The organism is Streptomyces sp. 5-10 (assembly GCF_014712245.1).
GTDB lineage: Bacteria > Actinomycetota > Actinomycetes > Streptomycetales > Streptomycetaceae > Streptomyces > Streptomyces violaceusniger.
On the sequence record NZ_JACVYG010000007.1, the window covers coordinates 34472 to 56322 of the forward strand.

The 21851-nt window shown below is 63.0% G+C and carries 39 protein-coding genes; 34 read left to right on the plus strand and 5 right to left on the minus strand.

Annotated features, from left to right (window positions below; translation table 11 throughout):
- Positions 1-92: 92 nt before the first annotated feature.
- Positions 93-296, minus strand: a complete 204-nt coding sequence (locus tag IEJ02_RS10650; protein ID WP_191064533.1) for a hypothetical protein — start codon at positions 294-296, stop codon at positions 93-95.
- Between the two features lie 160 nt (positions 297-456).
- Between IEJ02_RS10650 and IEJ02_RS10655 the strand changes: the two genes are divergently transcribed.
- From IEJ02_RS10655 to IEJ02_RS10670, 4 genes are all read left to right on the plus strand, one after another.
- On the plus strand, positions 457-912 hold the full coding sequence (locus tag IEJ02_RS10655; RefSeq protein ID WP_191064534.1) for a hypothetical protein: 456 nt from the start codon (positions 457-459) through the stop codon (positions 910-912).
- A gap of 90 nt (positions 913-1002) precedes the next feature.
- Positions 1003-1173, plus strand: coding sequence for a hypothetical protein (locus IEJ02_RS10660; RefSeq protein WP_191064535.1), 171 nt, complete (start codon positions 1003-1005; stop codon positions 1171-1173).
- The gene (locus IEJ02_RS10665; RefSeq protein WP_191064536.1) at positions 1173-1409 is read left to right on the plus strand and encodes a hypothetical protein; all 237 of its coding nucleotides are present in this window, start codon (positions 1173-1175) and stop codon (positions 1407-1409) included. The genes IEJ02_RS10660 and IEJ02_RS10665 overlap by 1 nt, the downstream gene beginning before the upstream one ends.
- 41 nt (positions 1410-1450) lie before the next feature.
- The gene (locus IEJ02_RS10670; RefSeq protein ID WP_191064537.1) at positions 1451-1759 is read left to right on the plus strand and encodes a hypothetical protein; all 309 of its coding nucleotides are present in this window, start codon (positions 1451-1453) and stop codon (positions 1757-1759) included.
- Between the two features lie 108 nt (positions 1760-1867).
- Here IEJ02_RS10670 and IEJ02_RS10675 read toward each other — a convergent pair whose 3' ends face one another.
- The 4 genes from IEJ02_RS10675 to IEJ02_RS10690 form a co-directional block, all read right to left on the minus strand.
- Entirely contained in the window at positions 1868-2650 is a 783-nt protein-coding gene (locus IEJ02_RS10675; RefSeq protein ID WP_191064538.1) for an ABC transporter permease, read from the minus strand.
- Positions 2647-3552 carry an ABC transporter ATP-binding protein gene (locus IEJ02_RS10680; protein WP_191064539.1) on the minus strand — a complete coding sequence of 302 codons (906 nt, stop codon included), beginning with the start codon at positions 3550-3552 and terminating at the stop codon, positions 2647-2649. Before IEJ02_RS10680 ends, IEJ02_RS10675 begins: the two co-directional genes overlap by 4 nt.
- A 35-nt stretch (positions 3553-3587) precedes the next feature.
- Entirely contained in the window at positions 3588-4169 is a 582-nt protein-coding gene (locus tag IEJ02_RS10685; protein WP_191064540.1) for a hypothetical protein, read from the minus strand.
- A gap of 75 nt (positions 4170-4244) precedes the next feature.
- The gene (locus IEJ02_RS10690; protein WP_191064541.1) at positions 4245-5354 is read right to left on the minus strand and encodes a M4 family metallopeptidase; all 1110 of its coding nucleotides are present in this window, start codon (positions 5352-5354) and stop codon (positions 4245-4247) included.
- Positions 5355-8166: 2812 nt separating this feature from the next.
- Between IEJ02_RS10690 and IEJ02_RS10695 the strand changes: the two genes are divergently transcribed.
- The 30 genes from IEJ02_RS10695 (at position 8167) to IEJ02_RS10835 (ending at position 21733) form a co-directional block, all read left to right on the plus strand.
- Positions 8167-8340 (plus strand): hypothetical protein, encoded by a 174-nt coding sequence (locus tag IEJ02_RS10695; RefSeq protein ID WP_191064542.1) that lies wholly within the window; start codon positions 8167-8169, stop codon positions 8338-8340.
- A gap of 59 nt (positions 8341-8399) precedes the next feature.
- Positions 8400-9587, plus strand: coding sequence for a hypothetical protein (locus tag IEJ02_RS10700; RefSeq protein ID WP_191064543.1), 1188 nt, complete (start codon positions 8400-8402; stop codon positions 9585-9587).
- 117 nt (positions 9588-9704) lie between these two features.
- Positions 9705-10052: a hypothetical protein gene (locus IEJ02_RS10705; RefSeq protein WP_191064544.1), complete on the plus strand. Its 348-nt coding sequence runs from the start codon at positions 9705-9707 to the stop codon at positions 10050-10052.
- Positions 10053-10113: 61 nt separating this feature from the next.
- A complete protein-coding gene (locus IEJ02_RS10710) occupies positions 10114-10359 on the plus strand; it encodes a hypothetical protein (RefSeq protein WP_191064545.1) in 246 nt (81 codons plus the stop codon).
- 38 nt (positions 10360-10397) lie between these two features.
- On the plus strand, positions 10398-10787 hold the full coding sequence (locus IEJ02_RS10715; protein ID WP_223863688.1) for a hypothetical protein: 390 nt from the start codon (positions 10398-10400) through the stop codon (positions 10785-10787).
- A gap of 424 nt (positions 10788-11211) precedes the next feature.
- Entirely contained in the window at positions 11212-11439 is a 228-nt protein-coding gene (locus tag IEJ02_RS10720; RefSeq protein ID WP_191064547.1) for a hypothetical protein, read from the plus strand.
- Between the two features lie 101 nt (positions 11440-11540).
- Positions 11541-11669, plus strand: coding sequence for a hypothetical protein (locus IEJ02_RS49825; RefSeq protein WP_263407932.1), 129 nt, complete (start codon positions 11541-11543; stop codon positions 11667-11669).
- Positions 11670-11696: 27 nt separating this feature from the next.
- Positions 11697-12050: a hypothetical protein gene (locus IEJ02_RS10725; protein ID WP_191064548.1), complete on the plus strand. Its 354-nt coding sequence runs from the start codon at positions 11697-11699 to the stop codon at positions 12048-12050.
- A 94-nt stretch (positions 12051-12144) separates the two neighbouring features.
- Complete coding sequence (locus IEJ02_RS10730; RefSeq protein WP_191064549.1) at positions 12145-12387, plus strand: hypothetical protein; 243 nt, start codon at positions 12145-12147, stop codon at positions 12385-12387.
- A gap of 277 nt (positions 12388-12664) precedes the next feature.
- Complete coding sequence (locus IEJ02_RS10735) at positions 12665-13147, plus strand: hypothetical protein (RefSeq protein ID WP_191064550.1); 483 nt, start codon at positions 12665-12667, stop codon at positions 13145-13147.
- A 1007-nt stretch (positions 13148-14154) separates the two neighbouring features.
- A complete protein-coding gene (locus IEJ02_RS10740) occupies positions 14155-14301 on the plus strand; it encodes a hypothetical protein (RefSeq protein WP_191064551.1) in 147 nt (48 codons plus the stop codon).
- A 207-nt stretch (positions 14302-14508) separates the two neighbouring features.
- Positions 14509-14835, plus strand: a complete 327-nt coding sequence (locus IEJ02_RS10745; protein WP_191064552.1) for a hypothetical protein — start codon at positions 14509-14511, stop codon at positions 14833-14835.
- A 12-nt stretch (positions 14836-14847) separates the two neighbouring features.
- The gene (locus tag IEJ02_RS10750) at positions 14848-15159 is read left to right on the plus strand and encodes a hypothetical protein (RefSeq protein WP_191064553.1); all 312 of its coding nucleotides are present in this window, start codon (positions 14848-14850) and stop codon (positions 15157-15159) included.
- Positions 15160-15363: 204 nt separating this feature from the next.
- Positions 15364-15528, plus strand: a complete 165-nt coding sequence (locus tag IEJ02_RS10755; protein ID WP_191064554.1) for a hypothetical protein — start codon at positions 15364-15366, stop codon at positions 15526-15528.
- Positions 15528-15929, plus strand: coding sequence for a hypothetical protein (locus IEJ02_RS10760; protein ID WP_191064555.1), 402 nt, complete (start codon positions 15528-15530; stop codon positions 15927-15929). The genes IEJ02_RS10755 and IEJ02_RS10760 overlap by 1 nt, the downstream gene beginning before the upstream one ends.
- Positions 15930-16002: 73 nt before the next feature.
- Entirely contained in the window at positions 16003-16377 is a 375-nt protein-coding gene (locus tag IEJ02_RS10765; protein ID WP_191064556.1) for a hypothetical protein, read from the plus strand.
- 27 nt (positions 16378-16404) lie between these two features.
- Positions 16405-16734 (plus strand): hypothetical protein, encoded by a 330-nt coding sequence (locus IEJ02_RS10770; RefSeq protein ID WP_191064557.1) that lies wholly within the window; start codon positions 16405-16407, stop codon positions 16732-16734.
- Position 16735: 1 nt separating this feature from the next.
- Entirely contained in the window at positions 16736-16939 is a 204-nt protein-coding gene (locus IEJ02_RS10775; protein WP_191064558.1) for a hypothetical protein, read from the plus strand.
- 19 nt (positions 16940-16958) lie between these two features.
- Positions 16959-17258 (plus strand): hypothetical protein, encoded by a 300-nt coding sequence (locus IEJ02_RS10780; RefSeq protein ID WP_191064559.1) that lies wholly within the window; start codon positions 16959-16961, stop codon positions 17256-17258.
- A gap of 111 nt (positions 17259-17369) precedes the next feature.
- On the plus strand, positions 17370-17741 hold the full coding sequence (locus IEJ02_RS10785; RefSeq protein ID WP_191064560.1) for a hypothetical protein: 372 nt from the start codon (positions 17370-17372) through the stop codon (positions 17739-17741).
- Positions 17729-18058 (plus strand): hypothetical protein, encoded by a 330-nt coding sequence (locus IEJ02_RS10790; RefSeq protein ID WP_191064561.1) that lies wholly within the window; start codon positions 17729-17731, stop codon positions 18056-18058. Before IEJ02_RS10785 ends, IEJ02_RS10790 begins: the two co-directional genes overlap by 13 nt.
- A complete protein-coding gene (locus tag IEJ02_RS10795) occupies positions 18055-18285 on the plus strand; it encodes a hypothetical protein (RefSeq protein WP_191064562.1) in 231 nt (76 codons plus the stop codon). Before IEJ02_RS10790 ends, IEJ02_RS10795 begins: the two co-directional genes overlap by 4 nt.
- Positions 18285-18566, plus strand: coding sequence for a hypothetical protein (locus IEJ02_RS10800; protein WP_191064563.1), 282 nt, complete (start codon positions 18285-18287; stop codon positions 18564-18566). Before IEJ02_RS10795 ends, IEJ02_RS10800 begins: the two co-directional genes overlap by 1 nt.
- Before the next feature lie 85 nt (positions 18567-18651).
- A complete protein-coding gene (locus IEJ02_RS10805; RefSeq protein WP_191064564.1) occupies positions 18652-19026 on the plus strand; it encodes a hypothetical protein in 375 nt (124 codons plus the stop codon).
- 124 nt (positions 19027-19150) lie between these two features.
- Positions 19151-19702: a hypothetical protein gene (locus IEJ02_RS10810; RefSeq protein ID WP_191064565.1), complete on the plus strand. Its 552-nt coding sequence runs from the start codon at positions 19151-19153 to the stop codon at positions 19700-19702.
- 98 nt (positions 19703-19800) lie between these two features.
- Positions 19801-20106, plus strand: coding sequence for a hypothetical protein (locus IEJ02_RS10815; protein WP_191064566.1), 306 nt, complete (start codon positions 19801-19803; stop codon positions 20104-20106).
- Positions 20107-20371: 265 nt separating this feature from the next.
- On the plus strand, positions 20372-20674 hold the full coding sequence (locus IEJ02_RS10820) for a hypothetical protein (RefSeq protein ID WP_191064567.1): 303 nt from the start codon (positions 20372-20374) through the stop codon (positions 20672-20674).
- A 1-nt stretch (position 20675) separates the two neighbouring features.
- Positions 20676-20894 carry a hypothetical protein gene (locus IEJ02_RS10825; protein WP_191064568.1) on the plus strand — a complete coding sequence of 73 codons (219 nt, stop codon included), beginning with the start codon at positions 20676-20678 and terminating at the stop codon, positions 20892-20894.
- Positions 20895-20916: 22 nt separating this feature from the next.
- Entirely contained in the window at positions 20917-21276 is a 360-nt protein-coding gene (locus IEJ02_RS10830) for a hypothetical protein (RefSeq protein ID WP_191064569.1), read from the plus strand.
- Positions 21277-21409: 133 nt separating this feature from the next.
- Complete coding sequence (locus IEJ02_RS10835) at positions 21410-21733, plus strand: hypothetical protein (protein WP_191064570.1); 324 nt, start codon at positions 21410-21412, stop codon at positions 21731-21733.
- Positions 21734-21851: the final 118 nt, after the last annotated feature.

Sequence of the window (21851 nt, forward strand, 5' to 3'; positions counted from 1 at the left end):
GTCCTGGCAGTCTCGTCTCTGAGCCGCCTGATCTCCACGGGGTGGCTCGATTACGGCAAGTGCGTCCGGAGGATCCTCGGGTCTCCAGCCACTCAGGACATGGACCGCCTGGAGGTCGAGGGGCTGATCGAGCGGTGGATGCCTGAGCCCGCTCGCATGTAGATCAGCACCACTGCCAGGAAGATAGCACCCAGCGACACCCCTACCCACCCGACGATCTGCCAAAGCGTTACAAAGTCTGGGTGTATGTCAAAAATCTTCTGGGTATCGGCGGGAACCTCGCGCTGTGTGGACATGTTTTCAGGCTAAGAGCATCTGAGACTTCTCGGTACCGCGATTTCCCGTGACCCTTTTCATATATGGGCCGACTCTTGCCTAGGCCAGTTGCGGGCCGCCGGGACCTTGTGCATTCTTGGTTCGTGTAACTGAGAATTCCCGGAAATGAGAAGGATCTCCATGAACAACGCCAAGCGCGTCGCCGCCGTGGCCGCCGTCACCATCGCCCTCTCCGGCGGCGTCCTCATCACCACGGCCGTCGCCGACAGCGCCTGCGGCCCCGGCGCCATCGGCAAGACGAGTGAGCAGAAGGTGCTCAACCCGGCCACCGGCCGGTACGAGACCGGAACCGTCACCGACTGCCCCGACGTCACCACCTCCAAGCCGACCGGCACCGTCACCTCCGCGATCAGCCCGCTCTACTCCGCCGTCGACTTCCGCGACAGCAACGGCGTCAAGACCGGGTCCGGACTATCCAACCGTGACCAGTTCCAGTACCTGAACGAGAAGAAGACCGTCGGCGGTGTCGAGCTGATCCGCGTCAAGCAGATCACCAAGGGCATGGGCGGCTACGGCAGCCTCTACGAGGGATGGATCCCCGTGAACTACACCATGCTGCCCAGCATGTTCCACTGATCCACCGGCTGCACATGCGAAAGCGGCCCCTCGCTGTCCGAAATGAGGGGCCGCTTCGCTGCTTTCTGAGCGCCAGAGAGAATGAATCCCGTGAGTACATACAACAGCAAGTTCCGCGATGCCCTGAACCGGATCGAGACCTACACCAACAAGGCCCGGGGCTCCAAGGACCCCAAGAGCGCCAGGGTGTACACCGACCTGGCCAAAGCCTGGGCACGTGTCGCCCAGGCCATCGCCGTCAAGGAGGGGAACGGCGACTGATGCCACGAGACCGCAAGGGCGAGCAGATCCTTGCCGAGAAAGCCACGAAAAGTGAAGCCTGGGTCAGCGCCGTCCGCGCCGACGAGTCGACCAATGGCGCCAGGGTCACCAAAATCGCCGACTCGTATGCGCCCGGTGTAGCCAACGACTCGTCAACGACGTCCGCCCTGGATGAGGCGAGCGGGGAAGTGGGCACTGGATCCCCTGGTGTCGGACACAAGCGCCCTGTCTGGTGAAAACGAGGAAGCCGAGGGTTCGGTAGCCGTACCCTTCCCGCGTGAACTTCACACACCGCATGCTGGCCTTGTGCTGCTCCATTGTCGCGCTGTCCACCGGATGTACGCAGGACGACGAGCCGTCTGACAAGGGTCCGTCCTTCTCTCGAAGCGTGTCGACGGCAAAGGGCTTGGCTGAAGCCGAGTGGGGTCTGGCGTCTCCGGAGAAGAGAGCCGAGCTGTGCCGCGTCTACCGCCAGCAGGGCGAGGGGGGTCTGAGGATCCTGCCCAAGACGGGACTGTTCTCGGCGAACGATCAGGCGGTTGAAGAGTGGATCAAGATCGTCGTCCGGGAGTGCGGCAGCGGATGAAGGCAAACGGCCCGCCATCACACATGTGAGGCGGGCCGTTTCCGTGTACCCACCCTTCCCAACGGAGGGGCAATTCAGATGGATGCGTGTGCGTCAACGTGGCGCCGGTCATGCATCCCTGCGTGTGAGCGATACACCAGCAGCAATGACCGACACGGCCGCCCAGACCGACAGGGCGATCAGTGCATCCCTGGGGGAGGCGTGATCGGTTCCAGGTTTTGCGGACATCAAAGACTCGCTCGCCTTCATTGGCATATACCCGGAAGCCGTCCTCAGCCAGGCGTACGGGAGGATCGACATGGCCTGCGGGATCACCGTCAACACGACAATGTACTGGCCGATGGCCGCCGGGGTACTGCGCAACAAGGCCCCCAGACCCAGGCCGAGGATCGCCAGGAGAGTCAGGGAGACCCCGGCCCCGATCAGGGCGCGCTTCGTCCCGGGGGCGCTGAAGGACACTTCGAGGTGCGAGCCTTGCAGGAAGAGCTGTGACAGCGGGAAGACGGTGAAGGCGACCACCAGGAAGATGGGGAGGACTGTCAGCATCAAAGCTGCAACCTTTCCCCACAAGACCCACAGGCGGTGGGGCACCGCAGTGAAGGTGGGCCGGATGGTCCCCGTCGTGTACTCACTGGTCATCATCATGATCCCCATGACGGGAATCAAAAGCTGAGCGAAGTTGAGACCGGCCATACTCACGAGAACCGGATCCATCTGAATCTTTTCCGCGTTGCCGAAATTCACTGCCGCGCCGACGACCCCGGCAAATACGTACGCAGACCCCACGGACGCGGCGATTGTGTACCAGGAAGAACGAAGCGACCATAGCTTCGACCACTCGGAGCGAACCACGCGCCGTCGCGTGATATACCCCTTCACCAGCGGAGTCATCGGCCAACCCCCCGATACTCAACCGATTCTCCCGTCAGTCTCATGAATGCGTCCTCCAGGGATTCTGATTGCGGCGTCAGTTCAAGCAAGGGGATTCCGCATGATGCGGCCAGGTGGCCGATCCTTCCCGCCTCCACGCCGGAAACATCGAATGTGTCAGGAGAATGTACGGTGAACCTTGCTTCATCCCGATCGAGGAGACCACGCAGAACGTTCGCCTCCGGTGAGACCACCCTCACCCATGAACCAGCCTGCTCCCGGAACTCAGCCATCGACATATCGGCGAGGAGTTTCCCCTGTCCGATAACGATCAAATGGTCGGCAGTGAGAGCCATTTCGCTCATGAGGTGGCTGGAGACAAATACCGTCCGGCCCCGGCGGGCCATCTTCTTCATCACGCTGCGGATCCATTGAACGCCTTCCGGGTCCAGGCCGTTCACCGGCTCGTCGAAGATGAGCACTGAAGGGTCCCCGATCAGGGCTGCCGCCACCCCCAGTCGCTGGGTCATACCCAGCGAGAAGGCCCCCGCCTTCATCCTCGCTACCTTGTCGATGCCGGTCATCTTCAGTACCCAGTCAACCCGGGTGCGCGGGATTCCGTGCGTGTGGGCCAGCGCCATGAGGTGGTCGAAAGCGCTGCGTGAAGGGTGCGTCGAATGGGCATCCAGGAGCGACCCGACTCTGTGCAACGGGGCGGTGTGGTGCGAATAGCACTTCCCATTGATTGTTGCTATGCCGGATGTCGGCGCATCCAGGCCGAGGATCATTCGCATCGTGGTGGATTTCCCCGAGCCGTTCGGTCCGAGGAAACCCGTCACTCTGCCCGGCTTCACCGAGAACGACAAATCGTCCACCGCGACTTTGTCGCCATACCTCTTGGTCAAGTTCCGGACCTTGATCAAGATCTTCTCCCTTCAGGGCCCGGAACCCTCCACCTTCAGATCGGCGTCAGCTCAACCGGGCCCGCGCCCTGTCCGACCTGGATCATCGCACCAGAGTTCTTCTCCACCGCAGTCGCCGCCACCTCGGAGAAAGTCCCGTTCCACATGGACTCGATGTCGGCAAGCGTCGCGCCCGAATTCAGCATCTCCCGCACCTTGTCGAGCATTTCGATCCGCAGCGTGTCGACGGTCGCCAGGACCATCTGAGTCTGAGCCTGTGTCAGCCGGACTTGCTCATCACGGAGCCTGTCCTTCTTCAGATCCATGAGTTCGGTGATCTCGCGGATCAGGTCAATCAGGTTCTTGATGTTCTTGCCCTGAGTGGCGAAATCACCGGACATTGCCTGTTCGTACAGAACCGGCAGGATCTGCTCCAGCCTCCGCAGCTGGAGCATCCGCATCTGCACGACGGACATGGACGTCGCCATGCTGTCCAGGTGTGCCGACATGCGCTCATGGCACACCGGAATAGGGAGGCCCACCGTCGCAGCGATCTGCGCCAGAGTGGAACCTTTCACCATCATGCCGACCATGGCCTCAGCCAGCTGGTCAGGAACCCCAGTCGTCTCCACAGTCACACCTGCTCACCAGATAGATGATGAACGCCGCCTCCACAGCGATGATTACGCTCATCACCGCCAGCAGCAGGGGCATCATGACTTCGCGTCCTCGCCGTCCTTCGCTTTCTCCTCCGGGGCAGGCTCGGAGGTGGGCTGCTCGCCCGACTCCGGCTCTCCCTCCGGGGTGGGCTCGGAGGTCGAGTCACCGTTCGGGGATGGGGTCGGCTCGGGCTTCTCGTCGGGCTCGGGCGCCGGAGCCGGAGCGGGAGTGGGGGTTGAGCCGCCGATCTCGATGCCGCACTCGGACCACGCCTTGGCGACCTTGTCCTCGTGCTTTCCGGCGACCTCGATGGTGAACTTTGCGAACTCTTCGAAGTTTGTCTGAGGCTTCGACTTGTTTGCCGCACGCATCCAGGTGCGCAGAGGCGCCTCCCACACGGGGCCGTCCACCAGCTCGGCGAACAGGGCGAACGCACGGTTCGGGATGCCGGAGTTGATGTGCACGCCGCCGTTGTCCATGAACGTCTCTTCGTAATCGTCCATGTGGCCGACCTGCGGATCCTTGCCGAGGGCCAGGTTGTCGTACGCGGTGCCTGGATCCTTCATGTCGCGGAGCGCCGACTTGCCGTCGAGGAACAGCTCCGCCCCGATCCGCCAGTTGGGGCCGCTGTCGTCGCCGCCCTCCTTGGCTTCTTTCTCCCGCACGCTCACGCCGATCACGTCGGCCAGGTGTTCGTTGAGCGCGCCGGGCTGGCCGAAGTATTCCAGCCGAGGGCCGCCATCAATCAGCTTGTGACCGAACTCGTGCGCGAAAACGTCCAGGCCAAGAGTGAAGTCACCGAAGACCTCGCCGTCACCCATGCCGAACACGAGGAACTGCCCGTCATAAAAGGCGTTCACATAGTCCACGCCGTAGCGGACCACGCCGTCGGGGAAGTCGCCGACCTCCATGACCTCGCTCGTAACCTGCGCCCACTTGCGGACCCTCTGGGCCTGGGGGAGGTTCTGGCCCGCCTTTTTCTTCGGGGGCAGATCCATCGAGGAGTTGGCGTCATACACCGAGATCTCACCGGGCTCCGACTTGGAATCCAGTGAAGCCCGCACGTGGCGGATACCCATGTCCTGATGGAGCTGGGAACGGAACTTCGGGTTGGTCTTCGCCAGGTGAGCCGTCAGATGGGGAGGGAGAATGGAATGCTGCATGCATACAGACTGTCACACACGGTAAACACGCCACCTCCGGCCCAGGGAAGTGCGGCGTCGGGAGAACAGGGCACTCGCCCGAAAGGTTCGCCTAGGCAAGCCTATGCGTGCGCGCGAGGCGAAAATTTTCCGAGGCCACTGAAAGTCCAACTACTCAGCCTGGCCTGGAAGTTGGCCCACGGAGCCCACGTTGCAGACGTTTACACGCCCCACATCTGGGCCCCATTTTCCATTTGTATTTGCGAGTTTGGTTTTCTGTTTTGGGTGGGGGAGTCTCAGGTCTTTTTGTTTTTGTTTTCGGATGGTTTTGCTGTGTGTTTGATTGCTTGTTTGTGGTGGTGTTCGTGTCGTGTTTGTGGTGTGTGTGTTGGTCGTATTGTTGGGTGTGTTGTGTGTGGTGGTGTGGTGTTGTTAGTGATTGGTTCATGTATGTTGAATGTATTTGTTTGCATGTCATGAGTTCATTGCATGTCGCATGCTTCAACTCCATTGTTATGCACTCGTGTTGGCCAAGCGTGGATCATAGGCATAAGGCAGGTATTAATGGCCCATTATTCAAAAGCAATCAGTCTTTATTCATCATTCATCACCCAATGGGCATAGCCATAACCGCACATGTGGTGCGGACCGAATAGGCGCATACCGCAGCATGGGGAAAAGGGGGAAAGAACCGTTCAGTGAAAAGCGAGCCCATTGCCTCACTGCCTCATTCATCGGTCATTCATCGGGGCTGTTTCCACAGGTGTTCCATGCTGTGCACCCATGAGGGGGTGTGTGTGCCAGTGCCTAGGGGTGCATGGCATGCATGGCCATGGGGGGTGATGCCCGCTCATGCTGCGCCCCTCATGGCCACGTTGCCGGATGGCATACCGGGGACCAGTCGCATGCGGGTGCCCAGACGGCACACAACGCCCCCTGAGACGGGCTCAACGGTGGGCAGCGTCACCTCGGTGCACTCGGGCCCATGGCGCAACGGCAGAAGAGCACACAGCAGCGCACAGACAAGCCCTCCACACACAACACACGGCACACACCACACAAAGCAGACACAACAGGCACGGCACACGCAGCACCACCCATGCCAGCGAGGCACCCACCCATGAACGGGCCCCCGCAACACCCCCCCACCCGCACCCATGCCCCCACACCGCAACCCCCGGCCACACCCCCCATGCACCCCCCTAGACCCCTCCCATAGGCCCCCGCACTCCACAAACCCCACAAGGAGACAACGGCAGACAACCGCCCACACACCACCTGACCAGCCAAAACACCCCCCACACAACAAACCCACCACACGACACCCCCCACACAGACCCCCCGACCATGCGCACACAACGGCAGACACACACCAGACCCCTGACCAGCGGATTCGTATCCGGCCAGACAGAACCCTGCCAGGAATGCCCGGTTTTGCGGGGTGGTGTGGGTGGAGATAGATGGCGCGAGAAAGGCTGGTGGTGTGCGTTGGCTCGGAAAGAGAGGTGACTGTCTTCCTCTGTCTGTGTTTCATAGATCGAAAGGGCAGGGGGGTGGTGTGTCGTGGGGTGTTTCCGGGGGGTGTGACCGTTGTTTCTAAGGTTGATGGTCGGGCTTTGTGGCGCCGGTAAACCCCGTCCGAGGGGGGTCCGTTTTGGTGGGTTTCAGTCCCGTTTGCGATGTGAGCTGCGTCACTTTTTTGGTTACCTAGAGGTAACTTACACGTTTGCTCTCCTGATTGCTTCAGTAAATTTTGACAGTTTCTGGGCCGGTCCCAGGTGATCGCGATCAAGGAATGCCCAGCTCAGGGGGCATGCACTTTCGTAAGTTCGCAGGTCACAATACCTGTCAGAACTTTCTTTGTGATGTTATCGGTCTGTTACCTAATACCCTTTGACCTGCATGTTTATGCCTGCATGGCGACACTCTGAGTCTTCTCGTCGACCCACTATGCCCCCTGATGCCCGATTTACAGCTGGCTTCGCGTAAGTGATGTCTGCCGTTGTCTGCCAATGTTCTCGGTGTCGCCACGACGCACCGCACACGGAGCGCCGAGGCGGCGGGCAAGCGCACCGATCACGGGGCGCACCCCCTGACACTCCCGTTCACGGGAGGGATGGCGGAGCCGACCGAATCGCCGATCACGGTGGGGCGGATTCCTTGAATAACGGTATGGGCAGGCACTCCGGTGCCTGAGGTGATGAGCCGTTCCCGCGAATGCCGACCGGCCGTAACGCTGTGAAGCGTCACGGACTACAGCGGAGACCCGAACTCCGGAAAAAGTCGGGTACGGATCTCAGCGGACCGTGCGTGATCCCACCTGAATCGGTGGTGTGCGGAATGCGGCTGTTGACTCCCCTCCGGGGTGAGTCCGGTGAGTGAACGTATGCGGGCAGGGCTAAAGCCGAAGCTGTAAAAGGTGGGGCCTCCCTGACTAGCGATTGACCCTAGGTGAGTGGTCGATTCCCCCACACCGATCACGGTGTGCGCGTGTGAGTCCCATTACCACCTAGCGCGATGACCCGTGCGTCTCACGTGATCCCGACAAACCAAATGCCACGGTGGTTAGGACTGTCCACCGATGATCACAACCCCTCGGAGCGTGGTTTCTCCGGGCGGTGGTTGAACAGTCGGGGCGGCTGAGTAAGTAGCGATTACTCGGCCGCCTGACATGGTGTGACGCGTTGCGTTGTGCCATGCGCGCCAATCATGGCGCGCCACGAGTACGGATGCACAGAGTGAGCCTTTCTGGCTTTCTGTGCATCCTTCCCGTGGCGTGATTCGGGCCTGAAAGGGTCCGGCGGCGCGGAAATCCTCTCGGAAAGGGGAAGTCGTGGTTTTCGAATTGACCAATGGAAATCAGGTGCGCGTTCGTTCTTCCGGCGCCATCGAATTCCATGCGGGCGGCAAGGTGTTCCGGACCAAAAAGACCAATTACGTCACCGCCCTCAGGTTCGTTCAAAACAAGATGTGGGGCGCGGAAGTCCGCTTTTCGCGTCCGCTCTGAAAATCCGGCCGGAAGTCAGTTCCCTGCCATGCATGGCAGGGTGAAAGGGGAACACGGAAATGGAACTCTTCATCGCGCTCAACACGGACAATGACGCTCGCTGGTACGGGTACGGAAAGGGTGCCGGACACGCCCTGATGATCCCGGACGGGTTTTTCGGTGACCCGCTGTCGGGTGCGACCGGTGAGACGCTGTGCGGCAAGTCCCTGGACATGTCGCGGCTGACAGAGAAGAGCGGCAGCGAGGCGCAGTGCAAGGCATGTGCGAAGCGCCTGACGGATGCTCTGCTGGAGCGCGCCCGCGCCGCGAAGAGCGCGATGGACAAGTTCTGTGAGCCCGTGGCTATGGAGGAGGGGCCGGGGGGCGCCCCCGTGGCCGTGGAGACCCTGGAGAGCGAGACCGCCGCACCGGGCACGGACAGCGGTTCCGTGTTCGTGACGGTGGACGGGAAGTGTGCGCGGGAGGTAGCCGGGGAGGATGGCGCCGTTTCGCTTAAGGCCATTCACGGCCGGAGCAGGATCACACCGGTTGACGGGTCGGTTTCCGTGAACGGGGACGGCGCGGAGGTGGGCGTATGCCCGCAGTGCCACCGTGAGGTGAAGCTGACCGGCTCGGGATTCATCGGGACGCACTACCCGGCAAAGCTGGGGAAGTCCCCGATCATGAGCGAGCAAGCCGTGACCGATGTCGTGGCGGATGCCGCCGAGCGGAAGCGCGCTGCGGAAATCGACACCGAGCGTGCGGCGGCCGAGGAGGAGGAGCGGGAATTCCGGGCCCCGGTCGCGGAGAATGTGCGCCGCGCTTCGGGTGACCAGGGGACCGAGGCAACGCGGGGCGCCGCGATGGTTCAGGGTGCGGACATGCCCCCGGTGCAACCGAATTCGGGCCACGCGTCCACATGGGACGGGGGGATCGGCTCGGCGCGGCCCGACCGCAAGGTGATCGATGAGCCGAAGCACGGGGGCCGGTACGGGTATTTCACCAAGGAGGAGTACGACGCTCTGTCGCGGACGGCACAGCGTCAGTACTGGCGGAACGTGAACAAGTTCGAAAAGCAGGCCAAGGGTGCGCGGGAAGCGCTCCGGGCAAAGGAAGTCGCCACGGGTAAGGCGATTCCGGCGGGGGAGCGTCGGAAGGCTCGTAAGGCTGCGAAGGTGGGGAGCGGGGTTACGGGTCACCGGGTGGGCTACGGTCACCCCGGGATCGGTCACGGGAAGTCGGCGGAGGAATCCCGCGCCATGGCGTGATCGCTGGATTTTCCCGGGGGTGGCGGACGTCACCCCCGGGGGCGGGGGAATGTGCGGGGTGCGGGAAAACCTCGCGATATGATGCCTAGGCAAGAACGAGGAGAGGGAAGACGAAGCATGAAGATGAAGCGTAACGCGGTGGCCGGTAACAGCCAGTGGCAGACGTTCATGGTGGTTATCGAAGCGGGTCGGGGTGGTGGTACCGGGCGACTTCCGCGCGGCGGCGCTCAGTTCGGCGCGGCTCCGGTACCCGGTGAACTGTCACAGCTTCCACAGGAGTGGGACAAGGAGATCGCGCACGCGTCGCACGTCGGCTACCACTACGGGACGCCGATCGTGTGGCTGGATGAGCGGGATGGACTCTGGGTGATCCCGGACGAGTTCTACTCGCCCCAGACGTCCGGCGTCCAGAACCGAATCCGGGAGTACCTGGGTGAGGGGAATTACCGCACCGCGTCTCTGTGAAGTTCGGGAGCGCCCGGAAGGGGGCCGGGCGTTCCAGTGCCTTACAGGGGAAGGGGAAGACGTGGGGGACGATGGGCCGCGCTCGCTGGCCGCGACGTACCGCCTCATGGTGTTCATGTTCCTGCTGGGTGCGGCGGCGGCGCTGCTGGCTGTCGCCGCACATGACAGCGGCGCCCCGGGCCCGGTGAAGGAGTCGGACCCGGGGCGCGTCACAGTGGATACGGGAAAGCTGCCGGGTCCGCATTGCTGGTATGAGGTGGGCCGGGACGAGTCCGGACGGGTCAGCAGGGAACCCATCTGCCCGTGACTTCCCAGCATTCGCATTCTTAAGGAAAGGGGACGACAGTGGACGCCATGACCGTGGCCGCGACCGTGAGCCTGACGGATCTGCATAACGACATTTCCGGCACGGATGGGCCTTTCATCCGCGAAGACGGGAGGCAGGTGGCCCGTATCTGGTTGCGGAACGGGTACGGTGCTTCGGTCCTGGAGGAGGGGCCGGACGCGTGGGAAGTCCTCGTCATCCGGGAGATCGCCGACAACCGTCCGCACTGGGGCGGTGAGACGCCGTGGATCGCGGACTACTCGACCCCGGCCACTCCGGCGCGGGACGCGTGGGACAAGTCCCCCACGCTTCACGGGCAGACCGTTGACCAGGTTGAATCGGTGCTTCGGGTGCTGTCGGAGCTGCCGGACAACGACCCGCGTGACATGCGCGCACGGTACGCCGTGTGAGGCTCTTGCCGGGGGGTTCGGGGGCACATCGCCGCGTGCGGGGGGTGTGTCCTGGTGTCCGCCCGGACGGGTGGCAGGAAAGGGGATACGGTCATGGCGGTCACGCTGGAGAAGTTCACGGAGGTCGCGACGGTCGGGAACGGCCGGAAGCGTCACGCGTTGTGGGCCTCGGGCTGGAGTTACGTGGGGGTGACCTTGACGCGGTGTTCGGAGGTGGCTACGGGCCGGGAGTACCGCCAGTCGGGGCGGCCGGTGCCGATGGACTGCGGCAGGTGTGCTCGGGTGCCGGTCACCAGTGGCTGAATCGGTGATTCTGGCCTAGGCATGAGCCGATTTCGGGTAGTGTTTTCCTGGTGCGCGGGCCGGATTTTCGGTCCGTGGGCCGGGATATTGCTGCCGGTGGAGCCCATGGAAAGGGGTAGACGTGGAGCGGGAAACGTATACGGTGACGCGGGAAATCCGTAACGGTACGGCGCATTGGGTGCATGTCAAGGGTGCCAGTTTCAATGAGGCGGCGGCCGGTCGTGCGGCCCGTGCGGAAGCCAAGAAGTGGGCCCGTGAACTGGGCCATGAGCGCGCTTACGTCGTGTCCGGTGGCGGGCAGTACGGGACGGATTCATTCCGCCACAGCGTGTGCCTCGGTTTCGAGTGATGGGCGGGAGTATGGGAGTCACCCCGGAAGAGGCTGCCAAGATCATTCGGTGTGAGGTGGATGCGATCCGCATGGAATTGTGCGGGGAGATCGTTCCTCGGATGTGGAATGACACTGATGTTTTCGAGGCCCTGGAGCGCATGGCCAAGAGCTTCGGGAAGATCTTCGCGAAACAGAACGCGGCTTTCAACTGGACCGACTTCGAACGGGCCTGCGGGTTTCTGGACTAGAAAGGGCGGAAGATGGCCACAGGAAGCATGGATGCACTCCGGGAGCTCTGGGAGCGCGTGGAGGAGGGGTGGCGTGTCAAGGTCACCAATCACGACTACGCCATGGATGGCGGGGAGCGCATCGTGACCCTCAAGTTCACGATGCCCGATCAGACCTATCGGGCTGACGGACGTACGCACCTCATCCGCAAAGGCGGGCCAGCCTTCCTGAGCCGGGAGGTGAACGGGAGGCGCCGGGAATTCCGTCACGAGTTGCCGGTAGAAGGGGACGATTTCGAGGTGGAGGGTCGGACGCTGCGGATCTACAACCCGTCACATGCCTATGTGCATGGCGGCCGAGCCATCGTGCTCACGCTGGAATTCCAGCCTCCGGCGGGGTGACCGGACCCAAGGGGGTGCGCCTGGTTTCAGGGGGACGTGGGAGGCATTCCGCGCCCCTCTGTGACTGGACGGACGGAGGGATGGGAGAAAGAACGTGACGGAACGCAGCAACGACTACCCGACAGGCAACCCCAACGGCATGTCGTTCCTGCCGGGCACGGGATGGCGATATACCGGGCCGGAAGGGTACCGGGTGGTATTCGACGGGACCGGGCCGGACGAAAGCGGCTGGACGGTACTCCGGTATCACGGTGCGCACACGAGCCCGGTCCACGGTGGACGGGGGCTCACGGAAGACGACGCGCACGCCATGGCGGCGCGTCTCGCGGGACAGTAGGGCGGCCGGTGCCGTTCGGGAGGGTGCGGATTCCCGTGCCTTCCAGTGCAGCACCGGAAGTTCGGGAGCGGATTGGAGGGGTGCGCCATGGGATGGGAGTGGCATGTGATGGTGGACGGGAAATGGCGGGTCCTTCTGTCCCCGGATATGGATCCTCCGGCCACGGTTGCCGTGGAGGGCGGGGTGCTTCCCGTGGAGGTTTTCCACTCTGGAATTGGTTGCACGCGGACAGAGTGTTTCCGCCCCTCCGGGGTGGGACGCTGAAAGGGGAAAAGGTATGCCGTACATGTTGAAGATTTCGCGCCGGGACATCACCGGGTACCGGGAGGAGTGCCCTTTCAAGGATGAGGAGGGGCACAACGCGAACGGGACCGGCCCGGATTGTGTGCCTGACTGTCTGTGGATGGACGGAGACGTTCGGGAGCTGCACGACTACGGCACGCACGTAGCAGAGTTCGGGGAAAACGTCGATGCGTACGACTGGGAGGAGTACGAGGGTGACGCGGTCGCATGGGCCGCGCACTACCTGTCGAAGAACCACCCGGACGTTACGACCAGCGGGACGGTCGGCGAGACAGCCAGCGAGCGTGAGTGGCTGTCCGGGAACACTCCGGATCCGTACGAGGAGAAGGAGGAGGAAACCCACGTTTACGTGCTCGGGGACTTCACGGACCGGGAGCGCGCCGAAGTGTTCAAGCTGGCCGCGATGCCGTACGACCGGATGGTCAAGGCGCTGCGGGAGCGGGGGATCGGCGCGTGACGGATGCTACGGCGGTAGTCGTCAACTGGGTTCGCACCGATCGGCCGGTGCGGGATTTCCTCCGGGCGATTCTCGACGGACGGGAGGGTTTCCGGGGACGCAGGGCGAGCTACGTATGGGGCACTTCCCCGTCCATGCAGGGCGTTTCGGTGCATGTCGCCGCAATGGCCGACTACGTCGAACATCTTCTGCGCTGGGACGACGGGAGCACGTATCGGTCCCTGTACCTGCGGTCCGGTCAAGAGAATTTCGAATCCACGACTCCCCGGAGGATTCGGGACAGTCTCGGATCTGTCACCTGGTTGACGTTCCTGGACGGAACTCAGGTGAGTTCGGATTCAGTGGACTGGATCGAGGTTCGGGACGCTGTCACGCGGGAGGGCAACGCATGATCAAAGAGAGGGGAGTAGGGACAGTGGAGACCTCGAAGTGCCCGATCTGCAAGGTGAACGACCGGGAGTGGGACAGCGAGCCGCCGGGTCCGGGCGGCTACTCCGCGACGTGCGGACGGTGCTGGTGGCTGACAGGGCACCGGATGCACACGCACACCTACGGACCGAGCGCAGCACAGGTGAAGGCGGGGACCGTCCGGGAGGGGCACACGTGGCGCACATCGCGGCTCATGCGCCCCCTCTGGGAGGACGGGAAGCACGTCGGGTACTGCTGCGCGGACATCGACCCGTGCGGCTTCGAGGAGCGGTTTTCGGGTCCGGATCTCGACCTGTGCCCGGTTCACACGGGACCGCAGTACGGAGACATAGTCAGGGGTGCGTGCCGGGACTATCGGGAGCATCGTTTCGAGCGCGGCGAGTGTGACAGTGATGGCTTCATCACCGAGCACGGGCGGAGCGCGGAGCGGGAGCGCCTTGATGCGCAGAATCGTCCGGCGCCGAATGAGCCGGGTCCGGGTATGCCGGGGCTCCGCCGGTAGATCATTCGCTGATCGGATAGTTCGGGGACATGGGGTGACTTTCGCGTGAATGTGTCACGTCGAAAGGGGTCACCTGATGGAGCCGGAGCTGATCTGCGACGTATGCGGTACGACGGAAGGTGTACGGGAGACGTACGAGCCGTACGCGGCCGAAATCCGGGGCGAGTTTATCGAGATGACGCTCTGCTGGGAGTGTGATCTCGATCTCGCCCAGGATATTTAACCGGTGGCACTTCGGGAGGGTGTGGCATGCCGCACTTTCCAGTGGGTTCATCGGGAAGCACGGGAGGCGGGAAGGGGAGGAATGAAGCATACGTATCTGTACGCGTACTCGGGCCCGGTGGGTGAGTGGCTTGAGGTTCGACTGACCCCCACGGACAGGGGCGAAACGCCGGAAGATTCTGCGCCGGATTCTGCGTGGAGTAGCTACATGGAGGCGTACACCGCGCACGCCGCTGTCTGTGAGGGATTCACGGAGTCCATCAAGGATGCTCCCCGCGTACGCATCGGGCGCCGGTACGTCATTCCGGGGTCGAAGAACCCGGATATTTCTTACTTCGAAGAGGGAGTGTCCGAGTCGACGCGGAAGGTGACCATGGACCTGTGGGACGGGCCGGTCATGAATTCGGACCTGAAGCGCCAAATCCTCAAGCGTCTGACCGAATTCCCCCGGGACGACTCCTGTGACTCTCTCGCGGAAATCGGCCGATTCCTTACCGCTTCGGCGGGACAGCGCGTGATCCCCGTATGGATGTAAAAGAGAGGAAACATGACCGAAATCAAGGTTACGGGACTGACGCCGAGCAATTCGGCCGCACTTCGGGAGGTGCTGACGGAAATGCGGCGGGAGGTCCCCCTGGAGCTGGAGGCATCCGGCAACACGGTGACGTTCTTCATTCCGGACACCGGTTCGATCGAGGTGACTCCCACTACCGCCACGTTCCGCGTCGGTGACCCGCTGGGGCTGCTGGGGGAGCGTATGGCGAAGCTGCCGACCCGGGGGCACCCGCGTGCGTCACTGCATGCGGTCGTGCGTAAGGTGCGGGCGGGGCTGGAGAGGGGGGAGCGGGGTGGAGCGTGAGACGCTGCCTCGTGAGCCCTGGCGCGGCGGGCAGATGGGGCGGGGGGCTGTACGAGGGGGATGAGCCCACCTGCCCCTGCTGAGGCGTGCAGGGACTCCGTGAGGGACCAGCCTCCAGGTGACTGCTGATTCCGTGGGGGTTCGGGAGGGTGCGGGTTTCGGTCCGCACCTTCCAGTGTTTCCACAGGGAAAGGGAGGACGGAAATGCAGGACATTCTGACGGTGCGGCTCTCGGATTCGAAGAGGGAGCTGTTCGTGTACTCCGGTACCGGCGAGCTGATCTGCGTCAAGGCGGTCCGGGACGTGGGCGGTGTGACCGAACGCGTGGGGGAAGAGGTCGAGTCGTTCATCGCGGAAGAGGTGGAGTAATGACGGAGAAGTCTCTGAACGACATCATGGAGTTCGATCACGTCATTCAGGTTCTGGAGGATGGCACGATCCTGGACGACGTGGAGGGGGTGTGGGCGCCGGAAATCTACTTGGATGCCGAGTGGGACGAGTACGGTGATGCCCACGTGTCAGACGCCAACGAGCGGGATCTCGTCACGTACGTCCGCTCGCAGGGGTGGGAGCTGTTTCAGGGGCGGATCTCTCACGGCGTGACCCTCGGGCCGGTCATCGACAGTTCGTACTTTATCGGTGGCGGCCTGGAGGAGCGGATCCGGGAGACACCGGGCTACTGGGTGGTCGTTGCGGTGGACATTCAGCCGGACGACAAGGACGCGGAATCACAGCCGCACGGATGGGCTCTGGCGCACCGGGAGAAGTGATCTGACCGGAGTTCGGGAGGGCCCGCCGTGGCGGGCTTTCCAGTGCTCTTATCGGTCCCGGAATGGAGAAGAAATGAGCGAGGCCGTGAAGATGATTTACACCGCCGAGGCACTGGAGCGGGGGGATTTTCAGCTCGGGACAGTTTTCGATGAGAACCAGGGCAACATCAACAACGCACGTGTAGTGCGGCTCGCCATGGAACACGGGATGACCCTGGACGCCGAACAAACGGGGTGGCTGGAGGCATTCGAAGCCGACCCCAAGGGATACGAGGCTGGAGAGGGCTGGTCCTACTACGACGCCGTGACGGAACAGGGCGGACTGTCCGACAAGGCCACGGAGTACCTGGAGGAGCGCACAGACGAGCGTTTCGCGTGGGTGTGGGACACAGGGGGTCTGACGCTCATGGAAATGTCCGAGGCCGACACGTTCGGCTATTTCGGCTGAAACGCAAGACGGAAAGGGGAGAGCGAAATGGCACAGGAGACGCCGGAGTACTACGACGTGCGAGCCGGTTCGTACGACACGAACGCGCGGATCTACCGCTTCGCGCGAGGCACCAGGGGGGAACAACGGGCACAGGAGTACGCGGACGCGTACAACAAGTCACTCCGTGAGGGCATGGGCCTGCGGGACGAGGACGTGGATCTGCGGATGGCGCAGCACATGTCGCCGGAGGACTGCGACCGCGCCATGAGGGCGGAGACGTATCGCGCCAACCGTGCCCACGTGGTCATGGCCAAGGCGGTTCCGGTCATCGAGGACCACGACCCGATGCCGACCGACTACCCGCACGGATACTGACATGCGGACCGAATTCAAGGACACCAGCGAGAAAGTCATCGGTACCATCGAGTGTGACAACCCGGAGCTGCTGCTCTGGATCGAGGGTCAGGTGATCGGTAAGCGCGTGGTGACAGACGGGCTTGACGTGTGGGTGGCGTCGGCCACCGTGACTGACGACGACGGTACGCACGTCATGGACTACGAGCCCCGGCGGGAGCCGTAACGGCAAGGGGACGGAAGCGGTGAAAGCGAAGCACAGCAGGACGGTGGAGGAATACCTCCTCATGCTTGATCCGCTGGTGGTCTTGGACGACGGCCCGAACACCATCCGCATGAAGGACGGGACGATCGTCACGGGATACCACCAGGACCCGTATGGCGTGCACTTCAGGAATGACGCGCGCCTGTCCATGGTGGTGAACCTGGTCGGATGGGATGCGGCGGTCAAAGTCAAGGAGATCGGGGATCTGGTGCAGAAGACGGCCAAGATGCTCGACGCCTACGACTTGGACTTGAAGGAGACGCGGGAGAGGCAGGCATAAATGCCCGCATGAGCCCCGGCGGGAGCCGTAACGGCTTCGGGGGTGCCCGGCTCCAGCCGGGTGCCCCAGTGGCCGCGCGGAAGCGTGAGGGAGTGAAAAGGGAGGGTATGTATGACCGTTCGAATCGACCACAAAACGGTTGGGGACGTAGCCGTAAGTGCACGGTGGTTCACCAACGGCGCGGTGGATCTGGCAGCTTCCGGTCTGGGGCTGGAAGGGCCGGTTTACCGGATCAGCGATGACGTCAGCTACACCGGGGGAACCGGGGCGCGCTCGGCGTGCGCTTACTTCATCGGTGCCATGCATGGATGGGCCCGGCTGTCCGGTGCCCTCATTCCGGAAGAGATGGTCCCCTTCCTGCGGGATGTGCAGGAGACCTATCGGGCGGGCTTGACCGACCGGTTCAAGGATGAGGAGGCGGCAGGCGCGGAGGCCGCGCGGGTCGCATGGGAGCTGGGGAGGAATGACGCATGGCAGGACTGACGAGGGACCAGGTCACTTACCAGGTGGCACAGTGGGCAGCGAACGACCCCGGGGTGCTGGAGCGGGCTCGCCGCATCCTGGCCGGGGAGCCGGAGCGGCACACCGACAAGGGCCGGGCCGATCTGCTCGCTCTGTTCATCGGTGACCTGGTGTACAGCAACGGAAACGGCTACTCGCACACCCTGGACGAGTACCCGTTTCCGCCCTTCTGGGATGCTGAGGCACTTCAGGGGCTCCGGGAGGTCATCGACCGGCACGACTTCTACGTGACCGGTGTCGACTGGGATGCGGTCGCTGAGGAGCTGAAACCGGAGTGAGCGCATCGGACACAGACGCGTACAGGAACGGACGCTGGTTCGGATGGATGGTGACCCACACCAACTACCGGCCCACAGTTCCGCTGGAAATCCCGCTTGCCCACTCCGGTCGTGAATCCAGCCGTAACGAGTGGCGTGAGGGCTACGCGGAGGGAAAGCGGCTGCGTCGGGAGGGGCTTGCCGAGAACGGTGAACCCATCGAGAAAGGTGAGGAGACGGGTAGCTGATGGCATTCGTTGAGTGGGTCGTCGCTGTCGACGACAAGCACGGCAAGGTCAAGATCTTGGACAACATGTATGGCGAGATCACCGGTCACAACATGTACATGCACTGCGAGAACATCGAGGGCGACGGGCCGGGGCAGCCGACTCGCCGGTACGCCTTCCAGGCCGGAGTGATCGTCGGCATCCGCAAGGCGGAGGCATTCATGGAGGATGCGCTCACCAAGGCTCGCAGTGGGCGGGATCACGAGTCCATTGTGTATGAGGGCGTGAGTCGGTACAGCTGACGCTTCGGTGGCGGTTGGGGAGGTTGCGGGCTTCGGCTCGCAGCCTCCCTTGTCGGTATCGGGTTGCACATGAACGGGAGAACGAATGAGCACTTTTGAGTACCTGACCCCGGGTGAGGCGGTGGCTGCCACGCGGGAGGATGTGCCGGACTATCTGAGTATCGTCGGCCTGAGGGGAGCCGATGCCGATTGGTGCACGCGTACCGCCACGAGGCAGGCCCGTAAGCCGTCCGACACCTGGAGTGCACGCACGTACCTGGACCGGTTCAAGGAGATCAAGCTGGTCGAGTACGTCACCGGGGAGGCCGATCCCGGGACGGTCGAGGTGTTCTACGCCGATGGGACTTCGGCCTACCTGCACGGGGTCGACTTGCTCTGCGTGGAGCGGCCCGTCGAGGGTGCGGAAGTAGGCGACGCCGGGACGGCTCACGGGGCGTACGAGTACCGGTCGGGCCACTGAAGGGCCGGGGCGGACGCTAGGGGACGGTCCACACGTCCGGAGTGACCGATCCTGCGACGGTTCGGAAGGGTGCGTGTTCATGTGACCCGCACCCTTCAGTGCTTTCACAGGAAAGGAGAAAGGCATGTCGGAAATGATTGTCGAGACGTCCCGGGACGGTCGGTACCGGGTCCGGCTGGAGGCTGACCAGGAGCCGGTCAATCCGCGCCGGGACTATGACCATCTGGCGCACGTCATCACGGTGCCGGGATCGCGGTACCTGGACGTGGATCCGGATGGCGGGCCACTTCAGGAGGGTTGGGACCGGATCAAGGACCGGTCGGACGCGCCCGAGGTGTTCGCCCGATGGGCGAAGATCTTCCACGGTGCCGTGATCGTGGAGCACACCCCGCACGAGGGCCCGAGGTCCCTGTGGTACCTGCTGCCGGAGGACATCCAGGAGATCGGGAACACTCCCGAGGAAGCCCTCAAGACGGAGATCGACGAGTACCAGAGCTGGGCAGAGGGCGACGTCTGGGGCTTCATTGTCGAGAAGTCCGTGGACTGGACGCGCACCGACGATGAGGACGAAACGCGCACCACCTGGGAAATGGTCGACTCCTGCTGGGGCTTCATCGGTTACCGATACGCCGAAGAGGCGGCCCGGGAGGGGTTCGCCGCTTACCTCAGCGCTTAATCGGCCGGATTGACTGACCTTGTGGCGGCTTGGGAGGGCATGGGGTTTCGAGCTCCACGCCTTTCGGTGATGCCGTGAGGGAAAGGGGAGAGACGCACATGACCGTGGAAAGCAGTCCGGAAACCTTGGTGAACGGGTGCGGCCACGTCGAGAAGATCGGGCGCGTGGTCGTCGTGGACATCGAAGGGCGGGTGACCACCGGAAAGAGGGGTGGCCTGCTCGCTGAGTCAGAGGGACGTGTGGTCATCGCGGGGATGCTGCACACCATCGAGGACGTATTCGGGAAGGCCGATGACCTTGAGCGCACCTACCTCACGGTCGGTGACACCTTCATCGCGCTGGACTGGGACGCTGATCCGGAGCTGATGCCCCGGATCAGCGTCGTGGAAACGGAGGGTCGATGATGGGTGGGCCGGAGGGGATTGCGCGAGACCCGAAGAAGTGGTGCTGCCTGCATGAAGACGCACGGGTTTTCGTCGGCCAGAGCACCGACAGGGGGCAAGTCATGGGCGTGTACGCGGACGAGTGGAACCCGAGCTGCATTCACCTGAGCCCTGCGGGGAGCGTTCGCGGACATAGCGACCAAGGGTGACCCTGTGGCGGTTCAGGAGGGCATGGGCCTGCGGGCTCGTGCCCTCCGGTGTTGCCATCAGGAAAGGAGACAAGGCAGTGAGTGATCACGACGATCTGACCCTTCGGACCGTGACGTTCAAGGGGAACGTGGATGACATGGGCGTGGTCGTCTACGACGGCGGAGATGAGCGCGTCAAGGTTGATTTCGGCGACGGAGGGGCAACGGGAGCCCGAGGCTGGAACCCCGGCACATGGGTGGACCGGTTCGATCTGACGGACGTCACCGATACCCATGACCTGGCCCGCGCGTGGGGCCTTGTCGAGGGCAAGGAGTGCGAGTGTGACGACGAGCGCTTCTGTGAGTGTGACGACGACTGCGAGTGCAACGAGGAGCACTGAGATGACGGTCGAGAACGCGGAGGAGAAGGGCCGCGCAATGGAGGTGGGCGCCTCCGATGGCTGGAGCGCCGCCGCCTATGCCGATGCGTACAGTCGTGCGGTGAGGGAGCCTGACGGCAGCCGGTTCGGGGAGTTCGCCGCCTACTACACGATCGGCTTCGAGAACGGCGTCGAGATGTACCAGGGCGGCCTGAACGTGGATGGGACGTCTCGCGACTGAGGCGGGACAGGAGAGGGAGAAGATGACGGAGATCACTGGCAGGGAGCCGAAGTGCTGGCACAACGAGAGCGGCAAGCACCGCATGAGTGATTCCGGTGTGATCACCATCCGCATCGAGGGGCACGGCGAATTCGAGGTGATCGCCGAGGGCCTGGATCTGATGATCGAGAAGTACCTTCCAGCGTCACCGGAGGGGCTTCGTGCGAAGATCCGGGAGCTGTATGGCGAAGGATGCGAGGGGCACGCCCCTGAGGACGCGGGAGATCCTTCCATGCTCGGTGAAGCTGTCTACTGTGACGGTCGTTGCCGCACCGAGTCCACCCCGAGGACCGTGATCGAGTGCCTGGTGATGCTCGCGGATCATCACGGTTACAGCGCCTGAACTGGTGGCGGTTGGGGAGTCTGTGGGCCGAGGGGTCCGCAGATTTCCTTGTCGTGATCAGCCTTTCACGATCGTCCTGATGGTCACATCGTCCACAAGCAATTGCTGATGGCAGCGAAACGAGGGGCCTGGAATGCCGCGTAAGACAGAGAAGACGTATGAGGTCGGCAAGGCGAATTACAAGCGCTTCTTCGCCGCCTGGATTGTCGGCTCTCCGTACATCGATATCTTCTCGCACCCCGAGGGCGGAATGAGCAAGGTTCTGCAATTCATGCAGCGGGGAAAGACACATCCTGGGCCCATTCACACCCTCGGCACGGACGGTGACTTGCTCGTTTCCGGCTCACCGAAAGGTGGAAAGACGCCGGATGAGTACGTTCGGGAACGCCTCATCGCATGGTTCGACGAGGATGGCGAGACGTACATGGAGGAGCTGGACGCGGGCCACCTGAGGTGACCCCGTTTCCGTGTTTCCGGGAACGGTGGAAACACGGAAACACGCAGGTCAGGACCTGCGGGAGAGGCCGGAGAGCGAGTTGCCACAGAAGTGTTTCCGTCCGTTTCGGTGAGTTACG

What these genes read in the sequence shown, in the direction of transcription:
- IEJ02_RS10650 (WP_191064533.1), bottom strand. Translation starts at nt 296, where the DNA reads ATGTCCACACAGCGCGAGGTTCCCGCCGATACCCAGAAGATTTTTGAC.
- IEJ02_RS10655 (WP_191064534.1), top strand. Translation starts at nt 457, where the DNA reads ATGAACAACGCCAAGCGCGTCGCCGCCGTGGCCGCCGTCACCATCGCC.
- IEJ02_RS10665 (WP_191064536.1), top strand. Translation starts at nt 1,173, where the DNA reads ATGCCACGAGACCGCAAGGGCGAGCAGATCCTTGCCGAGAAAGCCACG.
- IEJ02_RS10675 (WP_191064538.1), bottom strand. Translation starts at nt 2,650, where the DNA reads ATGACTCCGCTGGTGAAGGGGTATATCACGCGACGGCGCGTGGTTCGC.
- IEJ02_RS10690 (WP_191064541.1), bottom strand. Translation starts at nt 5,354, where the DNA reads ATGCAGCATTCCATTCTCCCTCCCCATCTGACGGCTCACCTGGCGAAG.
- IEJ02_RS10700 (WP_191064543.1), top strand. Translation starts at nt 8,400, where the DNA reads ATGGAACTCTTCATCGCGCTCAACACGGACAATGACGCTCGCTGGTAC.
- IEJ02_RS10705 (WP_191064544.1), top strand. Translation starts at nt 9,705, where the DNA reads ATGAAGATGAAGCGTAACGCGGTGGCCGGTAACAGCCAGTGGCAGACG.
- IEJ02_RS49825 (WP_263407932.1), top strand. Translation starts at nt 11,541, where the DNA reads ATGTGGAATGACACTGATGTTTTCGAGGCCCTGGAGCGCATGGCCAAG.
- IEJ02_RS10725 (WP_191064548.1), top strand. Translation starts at nt 11,697, where the DNA reads ATGGATGCACTCCGGGAGCTCTGGGAGCGCGTGGAGGAGGGGTGGCGT.
- IEJ02_RS10735 (WP_191064550.1), top strand. Translation starts at nt 12,665, where the DNA reads ATGCCGTACATGTTGAAGATTTCGCGCCGGGACATCACCGGGTACCGG.
- IEJ02_RS10740 (WP_191064551.1), top strand. Translation starts at nt 14,155, where the DNA reads ATGGAGCCGGAGCTGATCTGCGACGTATGCGGTACGACGGAAGGTGTA.
- IEJ02_RS10745 (WP_191064552.1), top strand. Translation starts at nt 14,509, where the DNA reads ATGGAGGCGTACACCGCGCACGCCGCTGTCTGTGAGGGATTCACGGAG.
- IEJ02_RS10750 (WP_191064553.1), top strand. Translation starts at nt 14,848, where the DNA reads ATGACCGAAATCAAGGTTACGGGACTGACGCCGAGCAATTCGGCCGCA.
- IEJ02_RS10755 (WP_191064554.1), top strand. Translation starts at nt 15,364, where the DNA reads ATGCAGGACATTCTGACGGTGCGGCTCTCGGATTCGAAGAGGGAGCTG.
- IEJ02_RS10760 (WP_191064555.1), top strand. Translation starts at nt 15,528, where the DNA reads ATGACGGAGAAGTCTCTGAACGACATCATGGAGTTCGATCACGTCATT.
- IEJ02_RS10765 (WP_191064556.1), top strand. Translation starts at nt 16,003, where the DNA reads ATGAGCGAGGCCGTGAAGATGATTTACACCGCCGAGGCACTGGAGCGG.
- IEJ02_RS10770 (WP_191064557.1), top strand. Translation starts at nt 16,405, where the DNA reads ATGGCACAGGAGACGCCGGAGTACTACGACGTGCGAGCCGGTTCGTAC.
- IEJ02_RS10775 (WP_191064558.1), top strand. Translation starts at nt 16,736, where the DNA reads ATGCGGACCGAATTCAAGGACACCAGCGAGAAAGTCATCGGTACCATC.
- IEJ02_RS10785 (WP_191064560.1), top strand. Translation starts at nt 17,370, where the DNA reads ATGACCGTTCGAATCGACCACAAAACGGTTGGGGACGTAGCCGTAAGT.
- IEJ02_RS10790 (WP_191064561.1), top strand. Translation starts at nt 17,729, where the DNA reads ATGGCAGGACTGACGAGGGACCAGGTCACTTACCAGGTGGCACAGTGG.
- IEJ02_RS10800 (WP_191064563.1), top strand. Translation starts at nt 18,285, where the DNA reads ATGGCATTCGTTGAGTGGGTCGTCGCTGTCGACGACAAGCACGGCAAG.
- IEJ02_RS10805 (WP_191064564.1), top strand. Translation starts at nt 18,652, where the DNA reads ATGAGCACTTTTGAGTACCTGACCCCGGGTGAGGCGGTGGCTGCCACG.
- IEJ02_RS10810 (WP_191064565.1), top strand. Translation starts at nt 19,151, where the DNA reads ATGTCGGAAATGATTGTCGAGACGTCCCGGGACGGTCGGTACCGGGTC.
- IEJ02_RS10815 (WP_191064566.1), top strand. Translation starts at nt 19,801, where the DNA reads ATGACCGTGGAAAGCAGTCCGGAAACCTTGGTGAACGGGTGCGGCCAC.
- IEJ02_RS10825 (WP_191064568.1), top strand. Translation starts at nt 20,676, where the DNA reads ATGACGGTCGAGAACGCGGAGGAGAAGGGCCGCGCAATGGAGGTGGGC.
- IEJ02_RS10830 (WP_191064569.1), top strand. Translation starts at nt 20,917, where the DNA reads ATGACGGAGATCACTGGCAGGGAGCCGAAGTGCTGGCACAACGAGAGC.
- IEJ02_RS10835 (WP_191064570.1), top strand. Translation starts at nt 21,410, where the DNA reads ATGCCGCGTAAGACAGAGAAGACGTATGAGGTCGGCAAGGCGAATTAC.